This is a genomic window from Lentzea sp. NBRC 102530 (assembly GCF_030269365.1).
In the GTDB taxonomy this organism is placed as follows: domain Bacteria; phylum Actinomycetota; class Actinomycetes; order Mycobacteriales; family Pseudonocardiaceae; genus Lentzea.
The window spans coordinates 442988-465154 of sequence record NZ_BSTF01000007.1; the positions used below are offsets into that span (position 1 = coordinate 442988).

At 72.3% G+C, this 22167-nt stretch carries 24 protein-coding genes; 7 read left to right on the forward strand and 17 right to left on the reverse strand.

The annotated features are described in order from the left end of the window. Positions 1-208 precede the first annotated feature (208 nt). Positions 209-763 (reverse strand): CGNR zinc finger domain-containing protein, encoded by a 555-nt coding sequence (locus QSK25_RS21655; protein ID WP_285640685.1) that lies wholly within the window; start codon positions 761-763, stop codon positions 209-211. Positions 764-852: 89 nt separating this feature from the next. Here QSK25_RS21655 and QSK25_RS21660 point away from each other — a divergent pair, with 89 nt between their 5' ends. Then, positions 853-1785, forward strand: a complete 933-nt coding sequence (locus tag QSK25_RS21660; RefSeq protein ID WP_285640752.1) for an EamA family transporter — start codon at positions 853-855, stop codon at positions 1783-1785. Positions 1786-1831: 46 nt separating this feature from the next. On the opposite strand, the gene QSK25_RS21665 is transcribed toward QSK25_RS21660, so the two are convergent. The 6 genes from QSK25_RS21665 to QSK25_RS21690 form a co-directional block, all read right to left on the reverse strand. Beyond that, a complete protein-coding gene (locus tag QSK25_RS21665; RefSeq protein ID WP_285640687.1) occupies positions 1832-2254 on the reverse strand; it encodes an RICIN domain-containing protein in 423 nt (140 codons plus the stop codon). A gap of 243 nt (positions 2255-2497) precedes the next feature. Next, complete coding sequence (locus tag QSK25_RS21670; RefSeq protein ID WP_285640753.1) at positions 2498-2977, reverse strand: RrF2 family transcriptional regulator; 480 nt, start codon at positions 2975-2977, stop codon at positions 2498-2500. A gap of 45 nt (positions 2978-3022) precedes the next feature. Beyond that, complete coding sequence (locus QSK25_RS21675; protein ID WP_285640688.1) at positions 3023-3865, reverse strand: TetR family transcriptional regulator C-terminal domain-containing protein; 843 nt, start codon at positions 3863-3865, stop codon at positions 3023-3025. Between the two features lie 28 nt (positions 3866-3893). Beyond that, positions 3894-5282, reverse strand: coding sequence for a flavin monoamine oxidase family protein (locus QSK25_RS21680; RefSeq protein WP_285640690.1), 1389 nt, complete (start codon positions 5280-5282; stop codon positions 3894-3896). A gap of 67 nt (positions 5283-5349) precedes the next feature. Further along, complete coding sequence (locus QSK25_RS21685) at positions 5350-6195, reverse strand: hypothetical protein (protein ID WP_285640692.1); 846 nt, start codon at positions 6193-6195, stop codon at positions 5350-5352. A 15-nt stretch (positions 6196-6210) separates the two neighbouring features. After that, positions 6211-6603: a hypothetical protein gene (locus QSK25_RS21690; RefSeq protein ID WP_285640693.1), complete on the reverse strand. Its 393-nt coding sequence runs from the start codon at positions 6601-6603 to the stop codon at positions 6211-6213. Between the two features lie 126 nt (positions 6604-6729). Here QSK25_RS21690 and QSK25_RS21695 point away from each other — a divergent pair, with 126 nt between their 5' ends. Then, positions 6730-7491 carry an NYN domain-containing protein gene (locus tag QSK25_RS21695; protein ID WP_285640695.1) on the forward strand — a complete coding sequence of 254 codons (762 nt, stop codon included), beginning with the start codon at positions 6730-6732 and terminating at the stop codon, positions 7489-7491. Between the two features lie 244 nt (positions 7492-7735). Here the strand turns inward: QSK25_RS21695 and QSK25_RS21700 are convergent, their stop codons facing one another. The 4 genes from QSK25_RS21700 to QSK25_RS21715 are packed head-to-tail and all read right to left on the reverse strand — an operon-like array spanning position 7736 to position 11390. Then, positions 7736-8758 carry an LLM class flavin-dependent oxidoreductase gene (locus QSK25_RS21700; RefSeq protein WP_285640696.1) on the reverse strand — a complete coding sequence of 341 codons (1023 nt, stop codon included), beginning with the start codon at positions 8756-8758 and terminating at the stop codon, positions 7736-7738. A gap of 46 nt (positions 8759-8804) precedes the next feature. Next, on the reverse strand, positions 8805-9578 hold the full coding sequence (locus tag QSK25_RS21705) for an HD domain-containing protein (RefSeq protein WP_285640697.1): 774 nt from the start codon (positions 9576-9578) through the stop codon (positions 8805-8807). Between the two features lie 31 nt (positions 9579-9609). Further along, a complete protein-coding gene (locus QSK25_RS21710; protein WP_285640699.1) occupies positions 9610-10767 on the reverse strand; it encodes a PrsW family intramembrane metalloprotease in 1158 nt (385 codons plus the stop codon). After that, positions 10764-11390: a hypothetical protein gene (locus QSK25_RS21715; protein WP_285640700.1), complete on the reverse strand. Its 627-nt coding sequence runs from the start codon at positions 11388-11390 to the stop codon at positions 10764-10766. The genes QSK25_RS21710 and QSK25_RS21715 overlap by 4 nt, the downstream gene beginning before the upstream one ends. Before the next feature lie 91 nt (positions 11391-11481). On the opposite strand from QSK25_RS21715, the gene pdxH reads away from it, so the two are divergent. After that, positions 11482-12102: a pyridoxamine 5'-phosphate oxidase gene (pdxH, locus tag QSK25_RS21720; RefSeq protein WP_285640701.1), complete on the forward strand. Its 621-nt coding sequence runs from the start codon at positions 11482-11484 to the stop codon at positions 12100-12102. Positions 12103-12118: 16 nt separating this feature from the next. Here pdxH and QSK25_RS21725 read toward each other — a convergent pair whose 3' ends face one another. Further along, on the reverse strand, positions 12119-13165 hold the full coding sequence (locus QSK25_RS21725; protein ID WP_285640702.1) for an ABC transporter ATP-binding protein: 1047 nt from the start codon (positions 13163-13165) through the stop codon (positions 12119-12121). Further along, positions 13162-13959, reverse strand: coding sequence for a molybdate ABC transporter permease subunit (gene modB, locus QSK25_RS21730; protein WP_285640704.1), 798 nt, complete (start codon positions 13957-13959; stop codon positions 13162-13164). Before modB ends, QSK25_RS21725 begins: the two co-directional genes overlap by 4 nt. 190 nt (positions 13960-14149) lie before the next feature. Between modB and QSK25_RS21735 the strand changes: the two genes are divergently transcribed. From QSK25_RS21735 to QSK25_RS21745, 3 genes are all read left to right on the forward strand, one after another. Then, positions 14150-15103: a threonine ammonia-lyase gene (locus QSK25_RS21735; protein ID WP_285640705.1), complete on the forward strand. Its 954-nt coding sequence runs from the start codon at positions 14150-14152 to the stop codon at positions 15101-15103. Between the two features lie 18 nt (positions 15104-15121). After that, the gene (locus tag QSK25_RS21740) at positions 15122-15301 is read left to right on the forward strand and encodes a hypothetical protein (RefSeq protein ID WP_285640706.1); all 180 of its coding nucleotides are present in this window, start codon (positions 15122-15124) and stop codon (positions 15299-15301) included. Positions 15302-15383: 82 nt separating this feature from the next. After that, positions 15384-16004 carry an ankyrin repeat domain-containing protein gene (locus QSK25_RS21745; RefSeq protein WP_285640707.1) on the forward strand — a complete coding sequence of 207 codons (621 nt, stop codon included), beginning with the start codon at positions 15384-15386 and terminating at the stop codon, positions 16002-16004. Here the strand turns inward: QSK25_RS21745 and QSK25_RS21750 are convergent. From QSK25_RS21750 to QSK25_RS21765, 4 genes are all read right to left on the reverse strand, one after another. Beyond that, entirely contained in the window at positions 16001-16744 is a 744-nt protein-coding gene (locus tag QSK25_RS21750) for an SMI1/KNR4 family protein (RefSeq protein WP_285640708.1), read from the reverse strand. The genes QSK25_RS21745 and QSK25_RS21750 overlap by 4 nt on opposite strands. A 51-nt stretch (positions 16745-16795) precedes the next feature. Further along, positions 16796-17884, reverse strand: coding sequence for a YeiH family protein (locus QSK25_RS21755; protein WP_285640709.1), 1089 nt, complete (start codon positions 17882-17884; stop codon positions 16796-16798). Beyond that, positions 17884-18015 (reverse strand): hypothetical protein, encoded by a 132-nt coding sequence (locus QSK25_RS21760; RefSeq protein ID WP_285640710.1) that lies wholly within the window; start codon positions 18013-18015, stop codon positions 17884-17886. The genes QSK25_RS21755 and QSK25_RS21760 overlap by 1 nt, the downstream gene beginning before the upstream one ends. 85 nt (positions 18016-18100) lie before the next feature. Continuing rightward, positions 18101-19261, reverse strand: a complete 1161-nt coding sequence (locus QSK25_RS21765; RefSeq protein WP_285640712.1) for a beta-ketoacyl synthase N-terminal-like domain-containing protein — start codon at positions 19259-19261, stop codon at positions 18101-18103. Positions 19262-19457: 196 nt separating this feature from the next. Here QSK25_RS21765 and QSK25_RS21770 point away from each other — a divergent pair, with 196 nt between their 5' ends. Next, on the forward strand, positions 19458-22166 hold the full coding sequence (locus QSK25_RS21770; RefSeq protein ID WP_285640713.1) for a sensor domain-containing protein: 2709 nt from the start codon (positions 19458-19460) through the stop codon (positions 22164-22166). The last annotated feature ends 1 nt before the right edge of the window (position 22167 follow it).

A 22167-nucleotide genomic window follows, 5' to 3' on the forward strand; every position in this document is an offset into this window, starting at 1 on the left:
CAGCACCTCCTCGTTGCCTCAGAGCAGCTTGTCCTGGGTGATCGGGCAGGTCGCTTGTCGCACGGCGAGGCGGAGTCACGGAAGTGACCGCACCTGGCGCGCCGCGACAGGTGCCCGCCGATCGAGGCCATGTCGCGGACGTGCGGCGTCACCGTGGGCTCGACCTGCGCGGCGTGCCGTTATCGCTGATAGCAGCGACACAAGACGCTCAGGATTCGGTGGCGCGCCGCTCCCGGAAGGCGATCATGTTCATCCGGTTGCCGCAGCGCACCGAGCAGAACCGCTTGAGGCCGTTGCGCGACAGGTCGAGCAGCAGCCCCTCGCAGTCGTCGGCCGAGCACACCCGCAGCCGGTCCATCTCGTTCATCCGGATCACGTCGATGAGCGCGAGGGCGGCCTCGACGCGCATCCGTTCGGCGAGCGGCGAGGTGGGTTCGGTGGCGTGCATGTGCCAGTCGAGGTCGTCGTGCCGCACGAGGTGGGGCAACGCCCTGGCGTCGCGCAGCATCTTGTTGACGGCCTCGACCGCGTCGTCCCGGTCGAGCGACCACACCCGCCTGAGCAGGGCACGGGTGCGGTGCACGTCCTTCAACTCCGCCTCGTCGCCGTCGATGCGACCGCTGTAGCGGTACCGGCCGAGCAGTGCCTGCAACTGCGCGATGGTGGCCAGTTCGTCGTCACCGCCGCGAGACGCCGACGGGTCGGTGTTGGCCAGCGCCACGACGAATGCGAGCGACTCCTCCGTGTCAGGGGCAAAACGCAAATTGACTCCTTACTTCGACTGACCTAGCGTCAGGAGTGTCAGCCAGGTTAGGCCATGACATCGCTCGGAGCTGGGAGGCAAGCGTGGGGATGCCGTCGAAGTCCACCGGCCTGATCGCGGCCGCGGTCTCGTTCATCTCGTTCGGCACGTCCGGGGCGTTCGTCAAACCACTGCTGGAGGCGGGCTGGTCGCCGGCCGCCGCCGTGACGGCCCGCGCGTTCACCGCCGGACTCGTGCTGCTGCCGTTCGTGATCGTGATGATGAGAGGCCGCTGGTCGTTGTTAGTGGCGGCGCGGTGGCCCGTGCTGGGCATGGGCCTCGTGGGCGTCGCGATCACCCAGGTCCTCTACTTCGCGGCGATCGCCCGGATCCCGGTCGCGACGGCGTTGCTGATCGAGTTCCTCGCGCCGCTGATCCTGGTCGGGTTCACCTGGGCGGTCAGCAGGAAGACGCCCGCCCCGGTCGTGCTGATCGGGTCGGTGCTCGCGGTCGGCGGCCTGGTGCTGGTGATCGGTCCCGGCGCGATCCAGGCCGTGGACCCGCTCGGACTGCTGGCCGCCTTCGGCGCGGCGATCGGGTGCTCGGTGTACTTCGTGATCGCCGCGCGGCCCAACAACGGCCTGCCGCCGGTGGCGCTGGCCGGCGCCGGACTGCTGCTGGCCGCTCCCGTGCTGGCGGTGATCGGCGGGCTCGGGCTGCTGCCGTTCACGGCGACGTTCAGCGACGTCGCGCTGTTCGGCACGCCGGTGGCCTGGTGGGTGCCCCTGCTGATCGTCGCCGTGGTCGGCACCGCGCTCGCCTATGCCAGCGGCATCACGGCTTCCGGCATCCTCGGGTCGCGGGTGGCGTCGTTCATCGCGTTGCTGGAGGTCGTGTCGGCGTCGATCTTCGCCTGGCTGCTGCTGGGCGAGGCGCTCTCGCCGTTGCAACTGTTCGGCGGCCTGCTGATCCTCGCGGGGATCGCGTCGGTGCGGGCGGAACGGCAGCGGGCCGAACCCGTTCCGGCACCGGCGATCGCCTGACGGGAGGGCCTGCCGATCGCTTCGGCAGGCCCGTCCACGCCACGGGTCAGCTCTTGCGGGTCCAGATCTGGTAGGTGCTGCCGTTGCACGCGTTGAGCCGCACGCCCTTGCTCGCGCTGCCGTCCAGGCACATCCCGGCACCGCGGTTGACGATGGCGTCGCTCGACCAGGTCCACTGCTGGTAGGCGCTGCCGTTGCAGGCGTTGAGCCGCACGCCCTGGCTCACGCTGGCGTCCAGGCACAACCCGGACCGCACCTGCTCGATCCTGGTGCCGATCTGCTCCCAGACCTGGAATTCGCTGCAGCACTCCCCGAGGCGCACACCCCTCGTCTCGCTCGCGTCCAGGTACGACCCGGTCTCGTAGTGCCGGATGAAGATCGACGCGTCAGCGGACGCGGGCGCGGCGAACGCGGACGTCGTCAGCGCGGCGGCGACGCCGACCGCGGCCATCCCCCTGGAAAACCTCATCAGACTCCCCTTTCTGACTGCTTCCGTGCGGCGGACGTCAGAAGCACGACCGGGCGGGGACGTCCGTTGCCGTGGCCGGCGTATCAACCGTTGACACCGAGACGGAACCAGGACAGCACCGACGCGAGCGGTGCCGCGGAGGGCACCACGTCGATCGGCGCGATGGGCAGCACTGTCCATGATGGACGGCGGGGACGGGAGGATCCTGAACAGCGGCGCCGCCAACCGGCTCGCCGGCGAGAGCTACTCCTCGCGGCCGTAGGCCCGGCGGGCGAGCCTGGCCGCGGACGGGGCGTGCGCGTCCGCCTCGGCCTTGACGTCCGCGATGGTCTGCGAGGCGAGCGACTGGCGCCACTGGAGTTCCGCGCGTTGCATGGCCCCGTGCACCGCGCACGTGCGGCGGAACGCGCTCTTCGGCGCGTCCTCCCCCATGCCCCGGCGGCGGATCTCGGTGCAGGTGAACGCGGGCTCAGGCCCTTCGATGGCGGTGACGACGTCCATCAACGTGATCTTGTCCGCCGGGCGGGCCAGCAGGAAACCGCCGCGAGCGCCCGGTATCGACTCGACCAGGCCCGCCCGCGCGAGGGCTTGCAGCTGCTTGTGCAGGTACGCCTGGGGAAGGTCGTAGCTCGCGGCGAAGGCGGCGGTGCTCACCGGGCGGTCGTCGTCCAGCCACGCGAGGGAGAGCAGCACGTGCACCGCCCACTCGACGCCCTGGTTCATCCGCACCGGCCGATGCTAGGAAACCTGGACATCGAGCGTCAAGTTTCACGCGCCGTCCGCCAGCACCAGGTCCGGTTCGAAGGCCCGCAGCAACAACTCCCGCATCCGGTCCGGCGTCATGGCGGTCGATCCCGCCAGGATCTGGACCGCGAGCCCGTCGACCAGCGCGGTGAACCGGTCGGCCAGCGCCTCGACGTCGGCGTCCGGGGACAGGCCCTCCGCACGGCACTCGTGCAGCAACCCGACGACGACCGCGCGCCACTCCGAGTAGACCTGGCGCTGGGCCGGGCGCAGCCGCGGTTGCAGCACCGCCTGCCCCCAGAACTGCACCCACACCGACCACTCGTCGACGTCGGCGGCGCTCACCGGCAACTGCACCTCGACGAGCCGGCGCAGCTTGTCCCGCGCCGACGTGGCCTTGCCGAACTCCCGGTGCACCCGGTCCCGGAACGTCCCTGCGTAGTGCTCCAGCGCGGCGTGCAGCGCGGCTTCCTTGGTCGGGAAGTGGTAGTGCACGGTCGCGCTGCTGGTGCCGCACTGCCGCGCGATGTCCGCGACCCGCACGTTGTGGTACCCGCGCCGGGCGATCACCGCCGTCGCCGCCGCGAGGATCTGGTCCCGCCGGTCCGGCGTGGCAGGCGCCCGGTCCCGGACGTCCTGCGACACCACGGGTTCCGGCCCGGCCCCGGTCGTCAGGTACTCGACGCCGACCCCGCACGCCGCGGCGATCGCGGCGATCTCCTCGTCGCGAAACCGCCGGGTGCCGCGCAACGACTTCGACAACGCCGTCGGGTCCATCCCGACGCGTCCCGCCAGCGCGCGCTGCGACAGCGTGGCCGCCCGAAGTGCCGTCCGCACACGGGAAGGAAGGCCATCTGCGCTGGTCATCGCCGTCAGTATGGCAGCGGGGACGCTCTCACGCCGGTTGTCCGGGGATCTCCAGCGCGGCCATCACCTCGTCCGCGGCCCGCTCCCCGGACGTGATCGCGCCGTCGACGTAGCCGTTCCACACCGACGCCGTCTCCGTGCCCGCCCAGTGCACGCCGCCGGTCGCGCGCCGCCAGCCGTGCTCGCCGTGCTCGGCCCAGCCGCCGGGCGTCACGAAGCACGCGTACCCGCCCATCGTCCAGCCGTCCTCGGACCACGCCATCTCGGCGTAGTCGATCGGCATGCGCGCCCGCGGCCCGGCCACCTCGCCGAGCGCCTCCAGCACTTCCGCCCGCCGCGTCGAGTCGGGCGCGGCGACCCAGCGGTCCACCCGGTCGCCGTGGACGAACGCCACCAGCACGCCGCGCGAGCCGTCCTCCGGCGAGTTGTCGAACACCACGCCGACCGGGCTGCGGCTGAACAGCGTGGCGATGCCGGAGCGCTCCTTCTTGCGCCAGAACGGTTCCTCGAACACCGCGTGCACCTTCGCGACCCGCCCCATCGGCGTGTGCCCGGCCCAGCCGCGGCGCGCCATCGGCAACGCGGGCTCGAACCCGATCCGCCCCACGGCCGCGGGCGGCACGGTCACGATCGCCCGTCGCGCGCGCACGACCCCGTTGCCCGTCACGGCTTCGACGCCCTCGGCGGAGTGCCGGATCGTCAGCACGGGCTCGCCGAGCCGCACGACCCCGGGCAACGCCGCCGCCATCGCCACCGCGAGAGCGTCCGCGCCGTCGGTGAACCGCGAGTCCCGCGCACCGCCCGAGATCTCCACCAGCTGCTCGAACCCATCCGCCGACGCGAGGGAGAACAGCACGTGGAAGAACGAGATCTCCCTGGGCTCGCAGCACCACACGCCCCGCACGGCGAGCGCCAGCCTGCGCTGCGCGTCGTGGTCGTGGGTCTGCCGCAGGAAGAAGTCCTCGGCGGACTGGGCGTCGAACTCCTCGAACCGCGGCGTGCGCCACGGCTGTTCCAGGTCGACGGTCCGCGCCAGCTCGTCGAGCGTCTCGGTGACCCGCCGGTACTCGGCGATCCCCGGTCCGGTGTTGGGCTCCGTACCGGAGTGGTCGGTGCGCGTGCCGTCGTGCCAGACCTCGACGTGCCGCCCGGACTCCCGGGTGGGGAACGTCGTGCAGCCGAACCGCGCCGCGAGTTCGTGGAACCGCTTCTGCGACGGCCCGATCCACTGCGCGCCGTGGTCGACCCGCGCCCCGGACGGCAGCACCTCGCTGAACGCCCGCCCACCGACCCGGTCCGCGGCCTCCAGCACGACGACGTCCACCCCGGCGGACGCCAGCCGCGTCGCCGCCGCCAGTCCCGCGTAGCCCGCGCCGACGATCACGACGTCGGCCGGGCGCTGCGCCACTTCAGTCACGCCGCACACCCTGGGCAACATTGACTGCGGAGTCAAGATTTCCCCGGACAATTGCGATCGACCGGACCTACCGAACCGGCAGCAGCCGGTGGACCAGGGGCAGCACGACCGACTTCGGCGGGTCCCAGACGTGCCGGTCCTCGAACCGCCACGCGTACGTCAACGCCCCGTCCCGCACGCAGTCGAGCAGTCCAGGGGCTCCCAGGTCCGCCGCCGACCACTCGTAGAGCCGGTCCAGCCGCGGCACGATCATGCCGAAGTCGACGAGCCGCGCGAACCCGTGCTCCTGCGCGAGGTAGTAGCTCACCTCGTCGTCGAGCGGGTACCGCGCCGGCAACACCCGCGAGAGCTGCAGGAAGATCCCGGTCATGCCCAGCCGGGGGTCACCGAGCACCGGCGCCAGCCCGCGCAACCAGCCGAGCGAGAGCCGTGGCGCCGCCACCAGCGCGTGCGTGTAGAGCACCCGGCACAGGATGACGTTCAGGAAGAACCGCTCGGGTTCGTTCTCCCGCTCCGCCATCACCCGGTGCTCCAGGTAGGCCGCGACCACGCTGCCGTTGTGCGCCCGGTACCAGGCCCGCGCCGTGGGTTCGAGCGCGAACGCCAGCCAGTCCGCGGCCGTGCGCGACGAGGGCGGACCACCGAGCCCACCCGACAACGCCACGGCCTCGCAGCCGTCGCGCAGGATGCGTTCGTTGACCACCCGCCACCACGGACTGCCGGTGTCCGGACGCAGCACACCCCTGGCCAGCTGCCAGCGCATGAACGACCGCGCGGCCCGGCGGAACGGCAGGTGCCGGGGCGCCTGCCCGAACGGTCCGCGGTAGCAGCGTTCCATCAGCGCGAGGCGCCCTGCGGGGTCGTCGCGGACCGCCGCCACCTGCTGCTCGGCCCAGGCCGCGGCCGTGCCCACGCGTGCCACGCGGCACTAGAAGTGGTCGCGGCTCGTCAGCTCGTGCTCGATCGCGTCCGCCCGGCCGACCAGTAGCGCGAGCGGCCGTTCGAACTCCTCGCGCACGCTCAGGTCCTCCAGCGGCACCACGTGCTTGAGCAGCGCCAGCCCGTCCACCACGGCGGCCCCGCCGACCTGCGACCCGCCCGCGAGCTCGAGGAAGCGGCGCAGGTCCACGTCGTCGGCCCGGCCGACCGGGGAGGAGATCTCCACCCAGGCCGCCCCGCCGAGATCGCTCAGGTGGTGCACGGAGACCTGCTGCGTGCGCTCGCCCTCGGTGTCGAGGCGGAAGCGCAGCCAGTCGTCGGTCTCCTCCAGCACCTCGTAGCGCAGCCGGACATAGTTGATCACATCGACCCAGGACGTCACGCCCGGTTCCGCCTCTCTCACGTCCCTTTGCCGTCCCCACCGTAATGCGGGAACAGGGCGTTCGTGGTGCTTTGCGAGATCGTGTCGGTTCGGTGTCACAACCGGTGTGCGGCTACCGTTCGCCCCGTGGCCACAGCCAATGAGAGCGCCGTCAAGCTCGCGGTGCTGATCGACGCGGACAACGCCCAGCCCTCGATCACCGAGGCACTGCTCGCCGAGATCGCCAAGTACGGGACCGCGCACGTCAAGCGCGCGTACGGCGACTGGACCGGCACGAGCCTCAAGGGCTGGAAGGACCACCTGCTGGCCCAGTCGATCCAGCCGATCCAGCAGTTCGCGTACACGACCGGCAAGAACGCCACCGACGCGGCGATGGTCATCGACGCGATGGACCTGCTGTACTCCGACCGCTTCGACGGCTTCTGCATCGTGTCGAGCGACTCGGACTTCACCCGGCTCGCCGCCCGGCTGCGCGAGTCGGGGCTCACGGTGTACGGCTTCGGCGAGCGCAAGACGCCCAAGCCGTTCGTGGCGGCCTGCGACAAGTTCGTCTACGTCGAGAACCTCGTCTCCCCCGAGGCCGAGGTGCCGGCCGAGACACCGCTGGTGCGCAAGCCCGTGGCGGCCGCGGCCCAGCTCAAGGGCGACACCACGCTGGTGAAGCTGCTGCGCAACGCGGTCGAGGCGGCCTCGGACGACGACGGGTGGGCGTCGCTGTCGGCCGTCGGCAGCATCATCACCAAGCAGCGGCCGGAGTTCGACTCCCGCACGTACGGCTACTCGAAGCTCAGCGACCTGATCACGGCGACGACGTTGTTCGAGGTGGACCGGCGCGGTCACGGCGAGGGCAAGCAGTCGGCGGTCTACGTCAAGGACCGCCGCCGCTGATCGCCCGGGGACCGCCGGCAGTGGCAAGGTCGGCGGTCCCGGCGATGATCGCGTGCGGACCGGTGCCGGCGGCAGCTCTCGTGCTTCCAGCCGATGTTTCCTTTCGACCCGCACTGAAGCTGTTGCGACGCCTGGGTGAGGACTCGACGTGCGGCCGAGGTCCACCGCGACGCCGATCGTGACCGACGCGTGCTCGCGCACCTGGCGGAGGCCGCGAGCACGCGGGACGCGGCGGTGATCGGCGTCAGCGCCACCCGAGTGCCGGAGCGACGTGCACCAGGATGTTCTCCAGGACGTGCACGTTGAAGTCGACGCCGAGCTGGTTCGGGACGGTCAGCAGCAGCGTGTCGGCCTCGGCGATCGCCTCGTCCTCCGCGAGCTGCTTGACGAGCAGTTCGGGTTCGGCGGCGTAGGAGCGGCCGAAGATGGCCTTCTGCGGCCCGTCGATGAACCCGATCGAGTCGGTGCTCTTGCCGTCGCCGCCGAAGTACATGCGGTCGAGGTCCGTCGTCAGCGCGAAGATGCTGCGCGACACCGACACCCGCGGCTCGTGCTCGTGACCGGCCTCGGTCCAGGCCTTGCGGAACGCCCTGATCTGCTCGGCCTGCTGGACGTGGAACGGCGCGCCGCCCTCGTCGAACTTGAGCGTGGAGCTCATCAGGTTCATGCCCTGCTGCGCCGCCCACACCGCCGTGCCGTTCGAGCCCGCGCCCCACCAGATGCGGTTCCGCAGCCCCGGCGAGTGCGGCTCGAGGCGCAGCAGCCCGGGCGGGTTCGGGAACATCGGCCTGGGGTTCGGCTGGGCGAACCCGCCGCCCTCCAGCACCTTCAGGAACAACTCGGTGTGCATGCGCGCCATGTCGGCGTCGGTCTGGCCCTCCGCCGGCCCGTAGCCGAAGTGCCGCCAGCCGTCGATGACCTGCTCGGGCGATCCCCGCGAGATGCCGAGCTGGAGCCTGCCGCCCGAGATGAGGTCGGCCGACCCCGCGTCCTCGACCATGTACATCGGGTTCTCGTAGCGCATGTCGATCACGCCGGTGCCGATCTCGATGCGCTCCGTCTTCGCGCCGATCGCCGCGAGCAGCGGGAACGGCGACGCGAGCTGCTGGGCGAAGTGGTGCACCCGGAAGTACGCCCCGTCCGCGCCGAGCTCCTCCGCCGCGACGGCCAGGTCGATCGACTGCGTCAGCACGTCGGCCGCCGACCGCGTCTGCGAGTGCGGGCTGTCCGTCCAGTGCCCGAACGACAGAAAACCGATCTTCTTCATGACACCCAAGATAGTTCAATATTCAAGTAAATGCGCGCGGCGTCCGTCACTGCCGCTTGAGCAGCCGGTGCGTCCTGCGCACGGCCGCCAGCCGCTCCTCGCCGTTGATAGCGAGCGCCCTGACGACGGGGTCGTCCGGCCCGCGCCGCTGCCGGATCTCCTGCAACCGCCCCTGCACCGTCGTCGGCTGCCCGTCCGGCCCGGTGCTCATGTCGCAGTACCAGAGCGCGTCCCGCAGCCGCCCCCGGTTGTCCGGGAACTCCCCCAGCTCGTCCCCGAGCCCGACGAGCCGTGCCACCGCCGACGCCCCGGAGTGGTGCGCCACCAGCCCGCACACCCGTTCGCTCAGCCCGGCCCGCCGGAGGTACCGCGCCCCGTCCAACGAGTGCAGCCCGGTGTCCTTCACCTCCGCCGCGTACCCGATGTCGTGCACCCAGGCCGCCGCCACGAGCAACTCGCGTTCGTCCTCGGGCAGCACCCGCGCCACCCGCTCGGCCCGCCGCGCCACCCCGGCCGTGTGCGCCCACCTCTTGGGCAGCTCGGGGGCGAGCAGTCTGCGCGCCGTGTTCCGCGCCCAGGTGGCCAGGAACGAGCTCTCCTGCGCCTGCACCGGGAACGCCCTGGCCGAGGCCCGCACCTCCCGTGCCACGAAGAGGGGCACGTACTCCTGCACCCTCGCGCTCCCGAACCGCGCCCTGGCCCGTTCGATCCACTCGTGCACGAGGCTCGGCGGAACGTCCCCGAACTCGCGGACCAGCCGCGACTCCAGGCGCCGGATCCGCTCGTCGGCCTGGCTCACAACCTCCGCCGTGGTCGTCACGCCTCCACCGTAAGCCTTCGGCGCGGCGCGGTCACCCGGTCGGCCGCACCCCGCGCAGCCGGAGCACCTCGGCGCGGGCGTGCGCCACCTCGGCCGTCTCCTGGCCGCGAGCCCGGGCGATCTCCCGGGCCAGATCCGCCGCCGCCTCCTGGAGGTGCCGGGCCCGGCGCCGGTCGTGCACGAGCTTGCGGAACGCCTTGCGGTCGCGCCGCAGACCGCTGACCGCCGACAACAGCGCCGGATCGACGACCTCGCTCTCCGGCCCGAGGATCTGGCGGATCCAGACCCGTTCCTGCCGGGCCGCGCGGCGCAGGACGGAGAAGAGCGTCAGCAGCTCCACGACCACGATCACGAACGGCACCAGGACCGCCAGGACCGCGACGCCCCCGCTCAGCCCGCCCATGTCGTCCCAGGCGAAGTGGAACACCATCGCCGCCAGCATGGTCAGCAGCCCGCGAGGCACGTTCCGATCGCCGGGCGTGCGGCCCAGCACCCACATCAGGCCCGCGCAGAAGATCGCGCTGAACAGGGCGTGCGACACGATGCCGGTGGCGCCGCGGACCACGAAGATCTGGAACGACGAGGCGAGCTGGTTCGCGCCGAAGGTCTGGGCGGCACCGTTGTAGACGTAGAGGACGTCCTCGAACACCTGGAAGCCCAGGCCGAGGAACGCGCCGATGATGAACCCGTCGTACGCGCTGCGCACCAGCCGCGGCGCCAGGCCGATCAGCAGCACGAGGCCGAGCGCCTTGGCGAACTCCTCGTTGATCGGCGCGGTGAGGCCCGCCGCCCAGGCGGAGGCGAACTCGGTGCCGCCCACCTTCGACCAGATCTCCAGCAACGCGGTGTTGGCGGGCAGCGCGATCCAGAACGTCGCGGCCAGGCCACCCCAGGCGAACGCCGCCGCGAGCAACGCCGCGGGTTGCGCGGTGTACCGGTTCTGGTGGCGCAGCAACAGCAACCACGGCACCAGGTACAGGCCGAACAGCAGCACGCCGCCGGTCAGCGCCGGGCCGTAGAAGTGGGCGCCGGGGCCGAAGTAGCGCAGGATCGCGAGCGCGCCGCCGCCCACGCCCACCAGGTAGACCCAGAACGCCAGGTTGCGCGGCTGCACGAACCGGAACGGCAGCCCCCAGCCCGACTCCTCGATGGCGACGAGCTGCGCGGTCTTCGCGTCGGTGATCGTCATCGGGACGCTCCCGGGGTGATGCTGCGGACGAACTCGCCCACGACGTCCTGCTGCCGTTCGAACTGCCCCGGCGCCGTCCGCACCCGCACCAGCAACGCGGGCGCCGTCTCGGCCCGCGCGGGCGGCCCGGCCATCTTGAACGCGACGTCCAGGCCGTCGCCCTGCGGCGAGGTGCTCCCGAGCGCGACGCCGGCGAGGCCGCTCGCCGTGGTCACCGTGCCACGCGTCCCGTCGACCCCGGCGCTGCCCTCCGACCGCAGCACCTGGTCCAGGAAGGCGTCCGCCGTGCCGGTGAAAGCCGTGCCGCGCAACGAGATCGTGGCGCCACCGGTCGTGAGCTGCACCTGCAGGCCCGTCGCGGACGCCGCCCCGGTACCGGCCAGGGTGCCGTCCTCGAGCTGCCACCCGACCGGCGGCACGGCGGTGGCGCCGTCACCGAGGTCCAGCACGTCACCGGCGCGGATCTCGTTGTGCCACGGGATGAGCGCGTTCACCGCGGGCAACCCGGCCAGCAGCACCAGCGCGATGACCAGAACGCTCAGGGCCGGGCCGAACGTCCGCCGGTCGAGTCCGAGGAACCGGTGCTCGACCGGCACCCACCCCCGCGGTGCCGTCTCTGTCATCCCGAGCCCCTTCGCCGTAGCCGCGCCCCCACTGGATCACAGTCGACCGGACTCGGCAGGGCGACCACCAAGATCGGACTACGGTGGGATCATGACGCTGAGCGGCGACGCCACCCTGGTCCTGCCCGAGTTCGACGCGCCCCCGGCCGACCCGGTCGTCCTGCTGGCCGAGTGGTTCGCCGGCGCCGTCGCCCGCGAGGTCAGCGAGCCGTTCGCGATGGTCCTCGCCACCGCCGACGACCGGGGCCGCCCGTCCAGCCGGGTCGTGCTGTTCAAGGAGTTCGCGGACGGCGGCCTGGTGTTCGCCGGCTCGAGCGCCAGCCGCAAGGGCCGCGACCTGGCGGCGAACCCGCACGCGGCCGCCACCTTCCACTGGCGCGAGACCCTGCAGCAGATCACCGTCGTCGGCACCGTGCGGAAGGTGGCGCCCGAGGCCTCCGACGTCCTGTTCGCCGACCGCCCGCGCGCCGCCCAGGCCGCGGTGATCGCGTCCGAGCAGAGCACCCCGCTCGACGACGAGTCCGCCCTGCACGACCGCGCCCAGGCCCTGGCTGACAGCGACGAACCGCTCTCCCGCCCGCAGACGTGGACCGGTTACCTCCTGCTGCCGGAGGAGATCGAGTTCTGGCAGGGCAAACCGAACCGCCTGCACCGCCGCCTGCGCTACGTCCGCACCGGCGAGGGCTGGCTCGCGCAGCGCCTGCAGCCGTAGACCCCGTGCACCGGGTTCAGGCCGGGTAGGTGTGCGTCTCGGTCGCCTTCACCGCCGCCCACAGCGTGTCGCCGGGCCGCAGCCGCAGGTCCGCGAGCGTCGCCGTGGTGATGTCAGCGAGCACGGACGGCGCGCCGTCCAGCCGCACGCGGGTGGTGTGCGCGTGCTGCTCGATCGCCGCCACGGTCACCTGCCAGGTGTTGCGCGGGCTGCCGTCCGGCCGCGCCACGTGCAGGCTCACCGCGGTGGGCGGGAACGCCACGTGCACCGCGCCGGTCACCGGCGAGGCGACGGTGAGCACGCCGCCGTCCGCCAGGTCGACGGCCGTGCCGTTGGCCGTGCCCCGGTAGAGGTTGAGGCCGACCAGGTTGGCCACGTAGTCGGTGCGCGGCTGCCGGGCGACCTCGGCGGGCGGGCCCTGCTGGACCGCGCGGCCGTGCTCCAGGATCACCAGCCGGTCCGCGAGCACCATCGCGTCCAGCGGGTCGTGCGTCACCAGCAGCGTGTGCCCGCCGAACTCGGCCAGGTGCCTGCCCAGTTCCGAGCGGACCTGCAGCCGGGTGCTCGCGTCCAGCGCGGCCAGCGGTTCGTCCAGCAGCAGCAGGCTCGGACCGGTCGCGAGGGCGCGGGCGAGCGCGACCCGTTGCGCCTGGCCTCCCGACAACGCGCGCGGCTTGCGCTGGGCGAACTCCGCGAGCCCGACCCGGTCGAGCCACCGCGCCGCCTCGGCCCTGGCCTCGGCGCGCCGGGTGCCCCGGGCCCGCAGGCCGAAGGCGACGTTCTCCAGCGCGGTCAGGTGCGCGAACAGCAGGTAGTCCTGGAAGACCACGCCGATCGGGCGGTGCTCGGGGTGCAGGAACGTGCCGTCGCCGTCCCAGGTGGACTCACCGAGCGCGATGCTGCCCGAGGTCAGCGGCGACAGTCCGGCGAGCGCCCGCAGCGCGGTCGACTTGCCCGCGCCGTTCGGACCGAGCAGCGCGACCACCTCACCGGGCGCGATCGCCAGGTCGAGGTCGAGGTCGAAGGTGCCGCGCGTGACGCGCAGGTTCGCGTTCAGGGTCACGTCGGCCCGCTGATCCACCGGTCGCGCAGACCGGCCAGCACCCCGACGGACACCAGCAACAACACGATGCTCAGCACGATCGCCGCGTCCGGATCCGTTTCCAGGGCGAGATAAACGGCCAGCGGCATGGTCGTCGTCTCGCCGGGGAAGTTGCCCGCGAACGTGATCGTGGCCCCGAACTCCCCCAGCGCCCGCGCCCAGCACAGCACGCCCCCGGCCACCACGCCCGGCAGCACCGACGGCAGCGTCACCCGCCGGAACGTCAGCCAGCGCGACGCCCCCAGCGTGGCCGCTGCCTCCTCGAACCGCGGGTCGGCCGCCCGCAGCGCCCCCTCCACCGAGATCACCAGGAACGGCATCGCCACGAACGCCTCGGCCACCACCACCCCGGCAGTGGTGAACGGCAGCGAGATCCCGAACCACGCGTCGAGGTGCTCGCCGATCAGCCCGCGCCGTCCCAGCACCAGCAGAAGAGCCACACCGCCGACCACCGGCGGCAGCACCAGCGGCACGGTCACCAGCGCCCGCAGGAAGCCACGACCGGGCAACCCCGAGCGCGCCAGCAACCAGGCCAGCGGGATCCCGAGGAACAGGCACAACACGGTGGCCAGGGAGGCGCAGATCAGCGACAGCCGCAGCGCCTCGCCGACCTCGGCGCTGAGCAAGGTGGACAGTGACGTCCACGGCGTCCTGATCAGCAGCCCGGCCAGCGGCACCAGCAGGAAGGCCAGCCCGATCACGGCGGGCACGACGAGGACGACGGGCAGCCGTCCCCGCACCCGGTGGCGCGTCACGGGCCGCCGGAGCCCGGCGCGATCGGGCAGCTGGACATCTCAGGCCTCCGGAACTCCTCGAGGGCGACGACGGACCCGCAGATCCGACACCAGGTGATCCTAGTTGCCGCTTCTGCGGAACAGCGACCCGTCCCACCCCGACCTGCACGTCCACGAGATCGCGAGTTCCGACGCGGCTTAGGGTGTCGCCATGGCGGACCTGCTGACCATCGACGACGTCCGGGCCGCGGCCGAGGTGCTCGACGGCCGCGTGCTGCGCACGCCCACCCTCGCGTCGCCCGGCCTGTCCGCCCTGCTGGGCGTGCCGACGACGGTGAAGCTGGAACTGCTGCAGCGCAGCGGTTCGTTCAAGATCCGCGGCGCGCTCGCGAAGATCCTCTCGCTGTCCGACGAGGACCGCGCGGCCGGCGTGGTCGGCGTCAGCGGCGGCAACCACGGCATCGCGCTGGCCGCCGCCGCGAGCGAACTCGGGGTGGCCGCGACGGTCGTCATGCCGTCGTCCGCACCCGCCCGATCCGTCGAACTCGCCCGCGCCTGCGGCGCCGACGTGCGCCTGACCGACGGCCTCGCGGCCGCGTTCGCGCTGCTCGGCGAACTGGTCGAGGCGGGCGCGACGCTCGTGCACCCCTACGACGACCCGATCGTCGTCGCCGGGCAGGGCACGGTCGGGCTGGAGTTCGCGGCCGACGCGCCGGACGTCACCGACGTGCTGGTGAGCGTCGGCGGCGGAGGGTTCATCTCCGGTGTCGCCACGGCGCTGCACGCTCTCGTGCCGGGCGTGCGGGTGTGGGGCGTCGAGACCCAGGGCGCCGACGCGGTGCGCCAGGCACTCGCCGCGGGCGGGCCGGTCGACATCACGCCGACGTCGATCGTCTCGACCCTGTCGGCGCCGCACGCCTCCCAGCTCACCTACGACCACGTGACGTCGCTGGTGGAGGACGTGCTGCTGGTGTCCGACGCGGACGCCGTGCGCGGGTCGGTCACGCTGGCCGAGACGCAGAAGGTGTGGGCCGAGCCCGCCGCCGGGTGCCTGCTGCCGGCCGCCCGCACCGTGCTCGACCGGGTGGGCCCGGGCGCACGGCTGGGCGTCGTGGTGTGCGGCGGCAACGTGACGTTCGACGACGTCGTGCGCTGGACCCGTTAGCGGGGTTCCGGGAGGCGCGTGACCATCTCGCCGATCGCGGAGTCCAGCGGCGGGCTGGGCCGGGGACGGATCCCGGGCGAGGCGGAGTTCGTGCCTGCCGCGGGAGGCGGCGCCGAGGACAGCGCCCGGCTGCTCCGCATCCTGGGCCACGAGCGGGCCACCACGCCGCACTGCGCGTGCTCGACGCCTCCGGCGTGACGGCGGGACCGGTAGCCTCCGTGCGACTCCCTCGGCGCCACCACGACGCGGGGACCGCCGACGAGGCCTGACGGAGGTGACCGTGCGACACGACGATCCACTGGCCGCCGCGGTGACCGCCGCCATCCAGGCAGGTGACGTGCCCGCCCTGGCACGTCTGCTCGCGGACCACCCCGGCCTCGCGACCGCGCGGATCGTCGACGAGCACGGCCACGCGCGGAGCCTGCTGCACGTGCTGACGGACTGGCCCGCACGCCGCCCCAACGGCGCCCGAACCGTTGCGGTGCTGGTGGCAGCAGGCGCCGATGTCAACGCACGATTCGAAGGTCCGCACCGGGAGACGCCGTTGCATTGGGCCGCCAGCGCCGATGACGTCGAGGTGCTCGACGCGTTGCTCGACCACGGTGCGGACATCGACGCCGACGGCGCGGTCGTCGCCGGTGGCACCGCGTTGACCGACGCGCGGGTGTTCGCGCAGTGGGCCGCGGCGCACCGGCTGGTCGAGCGCGGCGCGGCCGTGACGCTCGCCGACGCCGCCACGCTCGGGCTGCGCGACCGGCTCGAAGCTCTGCTGGCCGGGGCGAGCCAGGACGAGCTCGACACGGCGTACTGGGGTGCGAGCCGGGGCGGGCAGCCCGAGTGCGCGGCGCTCGTGGCCGCGGCGGGTGCGGACGTCCACCGGGTCCCGCCCTGGGAGTCCTAGTCGAGGAACACCCAGCCGACCACGCCGTCCCGCACCTGCGCGCGGTACTTCCCGAGCACCACACCGCCCGTCCGCACCGCCTGCAGGACGTCGGTGAGCATCGCGTCGACGCTCGGCCACAACTTCGCCCACATGTAGTCGTCGTGCCACCACTGGCACACGCACCCCGACTCCGGCCCCGGCCGTTCGTCGACGTAGAGGACGTCACCGGACCCGTTGGAGGCGATCGGCAGGAACGTCCGGCGGAAGTCGGCCGACGGCGTTCCGGCCGGTCCGTCCGGGTCCTCGGGGTGCGGGGAGCGTTCGCACAGCTCGGCGAGCCAGACCCGCTGCCTCGCCGAGCTCTCGGGGGTCATGGCCTCCCACATCGGCGGGAAGAGGTCGCGCAGACCGGACAACAGGAAGACGCCCCGGTCGTCGGGCTGGGCCGTGAGGGTCGCGAAGGTGACGGGCGCGTGCTCGCGGACCCATTCGCGCAGGAGGGTGGCCGGGTGATCAGTCACGCCGACGATCTTCGCGTCCCCGGCGGCCTCCGGCGTCGCGCGGGTCCCGGTCACCACCGCGCCGACGCCGTCCTGATGCCCGCGACGACGCCGAGCACGGCCGGACTCGGGCTGACGCCCCCGCGACGACAGCGAGCACGGCCGAACTCGGGCTGGTCCCCCGTGCCCGGCGCTCGGCGGGCAGCACACCGGGTCGTGGTGCGCCGGCTGCCGGTTCGAGACCAGCCGGTGCGCCACGTCCAGGCGGTCGAGCGGACCACGCCCGTCCGCACGAAGATCGCCGCGAGATCAGCCGCTGAAGTTCGCGAACAGCAGGCTCGCCAGCCCGAGCCCCACCAGCAGGTTGAACACGGTCGCGCTGGCGAAGACCCCGATCGGCTTCCAGCCCGCCTCCCGCAGCGGCGCGACCCGGAACTCCAGCCCGATCGAGACGAACGCGAGGATCAGGAACAACGTCCGCAGGTCGTTGACGGTCGCGATCACCGTCTTGTCGCCGCCGGACTCCAGGAACACCGTCGCCACCACCGACGCGACCAGGAACCCGAGCACGAACTTGGGGAAGCGCTCCCACAACGCCCGCCCGCTGACCTTCGCCTCACCGGTCTTCTCGACCTTCAGCGCGAAGTAGGCCGTCAGCGCCACCGCGACCACGCCGAGCAACGCGTTCTGCGTCGTCTTCACGATCGTCGCGATCTGCAACGCCTCCTCGCCCACCAGCGCGCCCGCCGCGCTCACCGCCGCGGTCGTGTCGATGTTGCCGCCGATCCACGCGCCCGCCACCGCCGTCGGCAACCCGAACGCGTCCACCAGCAACGGCAGCACGAAGATCGACGGCAGCGCGAAGATGATCACCAGGCTCGCGGTGTAGGCGAGCTGTTCCCGCCGCGCCTGCACGGCCCCGGCCGCCGCGATCGCCGCGCTCACCCCGCAGATCGACACCGCCGACGACAACAGGGCCCGCAGCTTCGGCCCCAGCCCGACCTTCCCGCCCAGCCACCAGGTGAACCCGAACACCAGGGTGATCAGCAGGAACGCCTGGGCGATGGCCGGTCCCGCCGCCTTGACGATCACCGCGAAGTTGATCGACGCGCCCAGCAGCACCAGCCCCGTCTTGATGAAGAACTCGGTGCGGAACCCCGCGGCGAGCCGGTCCCGGAATCCGAGACCGGTCAGCACCGCGTTGCCCAGCAGCCCGAGCACGATCGCGTAGACGGGGTACTCGACGCTCTTCGCGATGCCCCCGAGCCAGGTGCCCTTCGTGAACACCGGCACGTTCTGCTCCAGGTATCTGGTGAGCGCTCCCAGCAGCACGACGACCGCGACGCCGCCGACCGCCCACCAGACCTGAGACCGTTGCCGCGCCTGGACTTCCGTCATCAGGGCACCAGCCAGCCGGGGATGAACTGCGTCAGCACCAGTGCCAGCAGCACCAGCCCGACGATCGTGGCGGCCCAGTCCTCGTTCCACGCCAGCCTGCGCTCGCGGCGCACGCCCTCGTCCGTCTCCACCCGGTCCTCCTCCGCTCGGGCGTCATCGTCCGAGCCGGGCGGCAGGGCGGGCAAGGGCTCCCGCGATGTGGAACGCCCCGCCGGGTCAGGCGGGCGGCGCGAGCACCACGGCGGAGTTGTGGCCGCCCATCCCGAGCGACGACTTGATCGTCAGCCCGTCCCGCACCGGTGTCGGCCCGTTCAGCAGCCGCGGGTGTCCCGGCGCGACGACCGGCGGCGCCGGGATCACGCCGTTGTCGTACCCCATCGCGGCCACGGCCACCTCGATCGCCGACGCCGCCCCCTGGCAGTGGCCGGTCAGCGGTTTCACGGAGTAGATCCCGGTCTCCGGACCGAAGAGCTGTTCCAGCACGGCGGCTTCGGCGGTGTCGCACTGCGCGGTGCCCGGCCCGTGCGCGTTGAGGTAGCGCACGTCGGCGGCGCTGACAGAGGCGTTGTCCAGGGCGTCGGTGAAGCAGGAGGTGATCTGGTCGAGCGCCGGGTCGATCGACGTCACGTGGTACGCGTCGTGCGACATCGCGCCGCCGAGGGTGAGGGCGTACGGGTTGGTGGCGTGCCGGGACAGGACGAACGCGACGGACGCCTCGCCCATCACGAAGCCCCTGCTGCCCTCCTGGAACGGGCGGCACGCGTCGAGCGGTTCGGCGTCCACGACGGCCACCCCGAGGCGGACGAAGTGCGACACGTTCTCCGGGGTGAGCGACAGGTCCGTCGCGACGAACACCACGTCGTCGACGATCCCGGCGTCCAGCCAGGCCTTCGCGGTGATCAGGCCGGCGTTGCCGGACGCGCACATCGCCGAGACGTTCATCGCGGGGCCGTGGAAACCGTATTCCTGCATGAACGTCGACATCGGGGTCGACGGCATCAACGCGAGGTAGTCGTGGACGGGCAACTTGCCGCCGCGCGTGACGTAGAAGTCGCGCCACAGGTCCACTTCGCCCAGCACGACCGCGTGCATCAGGCCTACTCGGCGACCGGGACGCCACCCGCGCGTGCCCGCGTCCTCGATGGCCTCGCGGGCCGCGGCGCGCATCGCCCGCGCGAACCTGCTCGGACCGTCCACCGGGTCGCCGCCCTCGCCGACGTACGCGGCCCAGACCGTGTCACCCGGGAATCGGCCAAGCTCAGGGACTATGGACGCGGCGGGCTTGCCGCTCATCAGCCCCTCCCAGAGCGACGGGCGGTCCCACCCGTACGCGCTGACGACACCGATTCCGCAGATGCCCACACCAGGCGCGACCATAGCTTCCAGCTCCCCCACACCGAGGGCCAACGACTCGACTGCCTGCAAGGATAACCGGGCAAAAGGGCTCCCAGCGAGCACCTCCCCCGTCCACAATGGACCAGGAAGGGACGGACCCTGGTCACGACCCGGTAGGTTCGACCGGATATAACGGCACACCATGTCGAAACCACACGTGTGATCTGGGAGCCAAGACGTGAGCGACCTGATCGGTGACGCCGAGTTCGACCACGAACTGCTGGTCGACCTCGCGCTCTCGGTCGGTGCCGCCGTGGTGTGGTGGCTGGACCTGGGGACGGACCGGCTCGGCTGGGCTCCCGGCCTCGACGTGGTCATCGGCGTCCCTGGCGAGGACACCGACACCGTGCGCGACCGGCTGGCCGAGCTCGTAGCACCGCTGACCGTCGCCACGAAGGCCGCTGCGGCCTGGCAGGACTTCGAGCTCGAACAGCCCCTGAACACCCCGAACGGTACGCGCTGGCTCCAGTTCCGCGCCCGCGTCTCGACGCACGACTCGGCACGCGCCTTGGTCGGTGTCGTCGCCGACGTCACCCGCAGGCACACCCAGCAGCAGGAGCTCGCCGACCTCGCGGACCGCTACCGGCTGCTGGTCGACCTCGCGCCCGAGGCGATCGTCGTGCACGAGGCGGGCCTGCTCGTGTACGCGAACCCGGCGGCGGTGCAGTACGTGCGGGCCAAGTCCGAGGCGGACCTGCTGGGCAGGCCGATCACCGACTTCGTCCACCCGGACTCCACGCAGGACATGCTGCGGCGCATCGCGAAGCTGACCGAGCCGGGCGCGACGAGCGATCCGGCCGACGCCGTGCTGGTCCGGTTCGACGGCGGCACCACGGACGTCGAGTCGGTGTCGGTGCGCACCACCTGGGAGGGCAGGCCCGCCTTCCAGGTGATCATGCGGGACGTCACCGAGCAGAAGGCGGCCGCGGCGGCGTTGCGCTACCAGGCCGCCCTCGCCGCGCACGTCAGCGACGCGTTGATCGCCACCACCTCGGACGGCGTCGTGACGAGCTGGAACCCCAGCGCCGAGACCGTCTACGGGCACAGCACCGCCGACGCCGTCGGCCAGCCGATCAGCCACGTCGTGGGTGCGCCGCTGGACCCCGTGGCGGTGCTCCAGGCGGGCGGTGTCGTGCACGCCGTGCACCGCCGTTCGGACGGGGCCACGCTCGCGGTTCGCGTGTCGGTCGCGCGGATGGACGACGGGTACGTGCTGATCTGCGCGGACGAGACAGCGCGCCGCCGGGCCGAGCACCACTTCACCGCCGTCGTCGCCGCCATCGAGGAGGGCGTGCTCGTCGTCGGCGGCACGGGCCTGGTCGAGTCGGTGAACCCCGCGGCCGAACGCATCCTCGGCGTGAGCGCGCACGAGGTGATCGGCAAGCCCGCGTCGCTGGCCGAACTGCACGACGAGTCCGGTCAGCCCGTTCCGCGCAGCGACTACCCGTCGGCCAACACCCGCGCCAACGGAAGGGCGCAGCACGGCCGGATCCTGCGTTCGCTGCGCCCGGACGGCTCGCACGTGTGGCTGTCGCTGAGCGCCCGCGCCCTGTCTCCCGACGGCTCGGTGCCGTCCGCGACGGTCGTGTCGTTCACCGACATCACCGAACGCCGCATGATCGACAGCCAGCTGGAGCACGAGGCGACGCACGACTCGTTGACGGGTCTGAACAACCGCACGGTCATCATCAACCGCCTCAGCCCGGCCGCCCGTGCGCACCGGTCCGGCCCGACCACCGTGCTGTTCATCGACCTGGACAAGTTCAAGGTCATCAACGACTCCCTCGGCCACAGCGTGGGCGACGAGGTGCTCCGCGTGGTCGGCACCCGGCTCGGGCGCAGCTCCCGCCGCGGCGACGTGATCGGCAGGCTCGGCGGCGACGAGTTCACCGTGATCGCCTACGGCCTGAGCGGCCCCGAGGAGGCGGCGGCGCTCGCGGAGCACGTCCGGTCCGAGCTGAACCGCCCGATCACCGTCGCCGGCCGGCAGCTGCACGTGGACGCGAGCGTCGGCATCGTGATCGCCGAACCGGGCGACCGCCGCGACGGCGCCGACCTGCTGCGCGACGCGGACCTCGCGATGTACCACGCCAAGACGCGGGGCCGCGGCCGCACGGCGTTCTTCGACGTCGAACTCCGCGAACGCATCCAGCGCCGCCTGCAGCTGGAGCAGGACCTGCGGATGGCCCCGCTCGGCCACGAGCTGTGGGTCGCCTACCAGCCGATCGTCGACCTGCGCACGGACGAGCGCACCGCCGTCGAGGGCCTGCTGCGCTGGACGCACCCCCGCTACGGCCCGATCACCCCGGCGGAGTTCATCACGCTCGCCGAGGAGAGCGATCTCATCAACATCATCGGCGCGCACATGCTGCACACCGCCACCCGCGAGATCGCCGAGCAGGCCCCGGAACTCCAGCTGACCGTGAACCTCTCGGCCCGCCAGCTCGACGACCCGTGGCTCGTCTCGGCGGTCCGCAACGCCACCCACAAGGCGGGCCTGGCGCCCAGCTCGCTCTGCCTGGAGATCACCGAAAGCGCTCTCACCCGCGACCCGGCGCTGGCGTCCAGAACGCTGGCGGCGTTGCGGGATCTGGGGGTCCGGCTCGCGATCGACGACTTCGGCACCGGGTACTCGTCGCTCGCGCAGCTGCTCACCCTGCCGCTGGACACCCTCAAGATCGACCGCTCGTTCACGGTCGGGCTGGGCGACTCCGGCGAGGCCGAGGCGATCGTCACGAGCATCATCGCCATGGCGCACGCCGTGGACATGACGGTGGTCGCCGAGGGCGTGGAGCAGCCGGAGCAGCTGGAGATCCTGCGGGGCCTGGGCTGCGACCTGGCGCAGGGGTTCTACCTCGGCCGGCCGGTGCCGATCGCCGAGCTGTGAG

Excerpts from the sequence above, each read along its gene's own strand:
- QSK25_RS21660 (WP_285640752.1), top strand. The coding sequence starts at position 853 with ATGCCGTCGAAGTCCACCGGCCTGATCGCGGCCGCGGTCTCGTTCATC.
- QSK25_RS21765 (WP_285640712.1), bottom strand. The coding sequence starts at position 19,261 with ATGGTCGCGCCTGGTGTGGGCATCTGCGGAATCGGTGTCGTCAGCGCG.
- QSK25_RS21665 (WP_285640687.1), bottom strand. The coding sequence starts at position 2,254 with ATGAGGTTTTCCAGGGGGATGGCCGCGGTCGGCGTCGCCGCCGCGCTG.
- QSK25_RS21700 (WP_285640696.1), bottom strand. The coding sequence starts at position 8,758 with ATGAAGAAGATCGGTTTTCTGTCGTTCGGGCACTGGACGGACAGCCCG.
- QSK25_RS21715 (WP_285640700.1), bottom strand. The coding sequence starts at position 11,390 with ATGACAGAGACGGCACCGCGGGGGTGGGTGCCGGTCGAGCACCGGTTC.
- QSK25_RS21735 (WP_285640705.1), top strand. The coding sequence starts at position 14,150 with ATGGCGGACCTGCTGACCATCGACGACGTCCGGGCCGCGGCCGAGGTG.
- QSK25_RS21675 (WP_285640688.1), bottom strand. The coding sequence starts at position 3,865 with ATGACCAGCGCAGATGGCCTTCCTTCCCGTGTGCGGACGGCACTTCGG.
- QSK25_RS21710 (WP_285640699.1), bottom strand. The coding sequence starts at position 10,767 with ATGACGATCACCGACGCGAAGACCGCGCAGCTCGTCGCCATCGAGGAG.
- QSK25_RS21670 (WP_285640753.1), bottom strand. The coding sequence starts at position 2,977 with ATGAACCAGGGCGTCGAGTGGGCGGTGCACGTGCTGCTCTCCCTCGCG.
- pdxH (WP_285640701.1), top strand. The coding sequence starts at position 11,482 with ATGACGCTGAGCGGCGACGCCACCCTGGTCCTGCCCGAGTTCGACGCG.
- QSK25_RS21755 (WP_285640709.1), bottom strand. The coding sequence starts at position 17,884 with ATGACGGAAGTCCAGGCGCGGCAACGGTCTCAGGTCTGGTGGGCGGTC.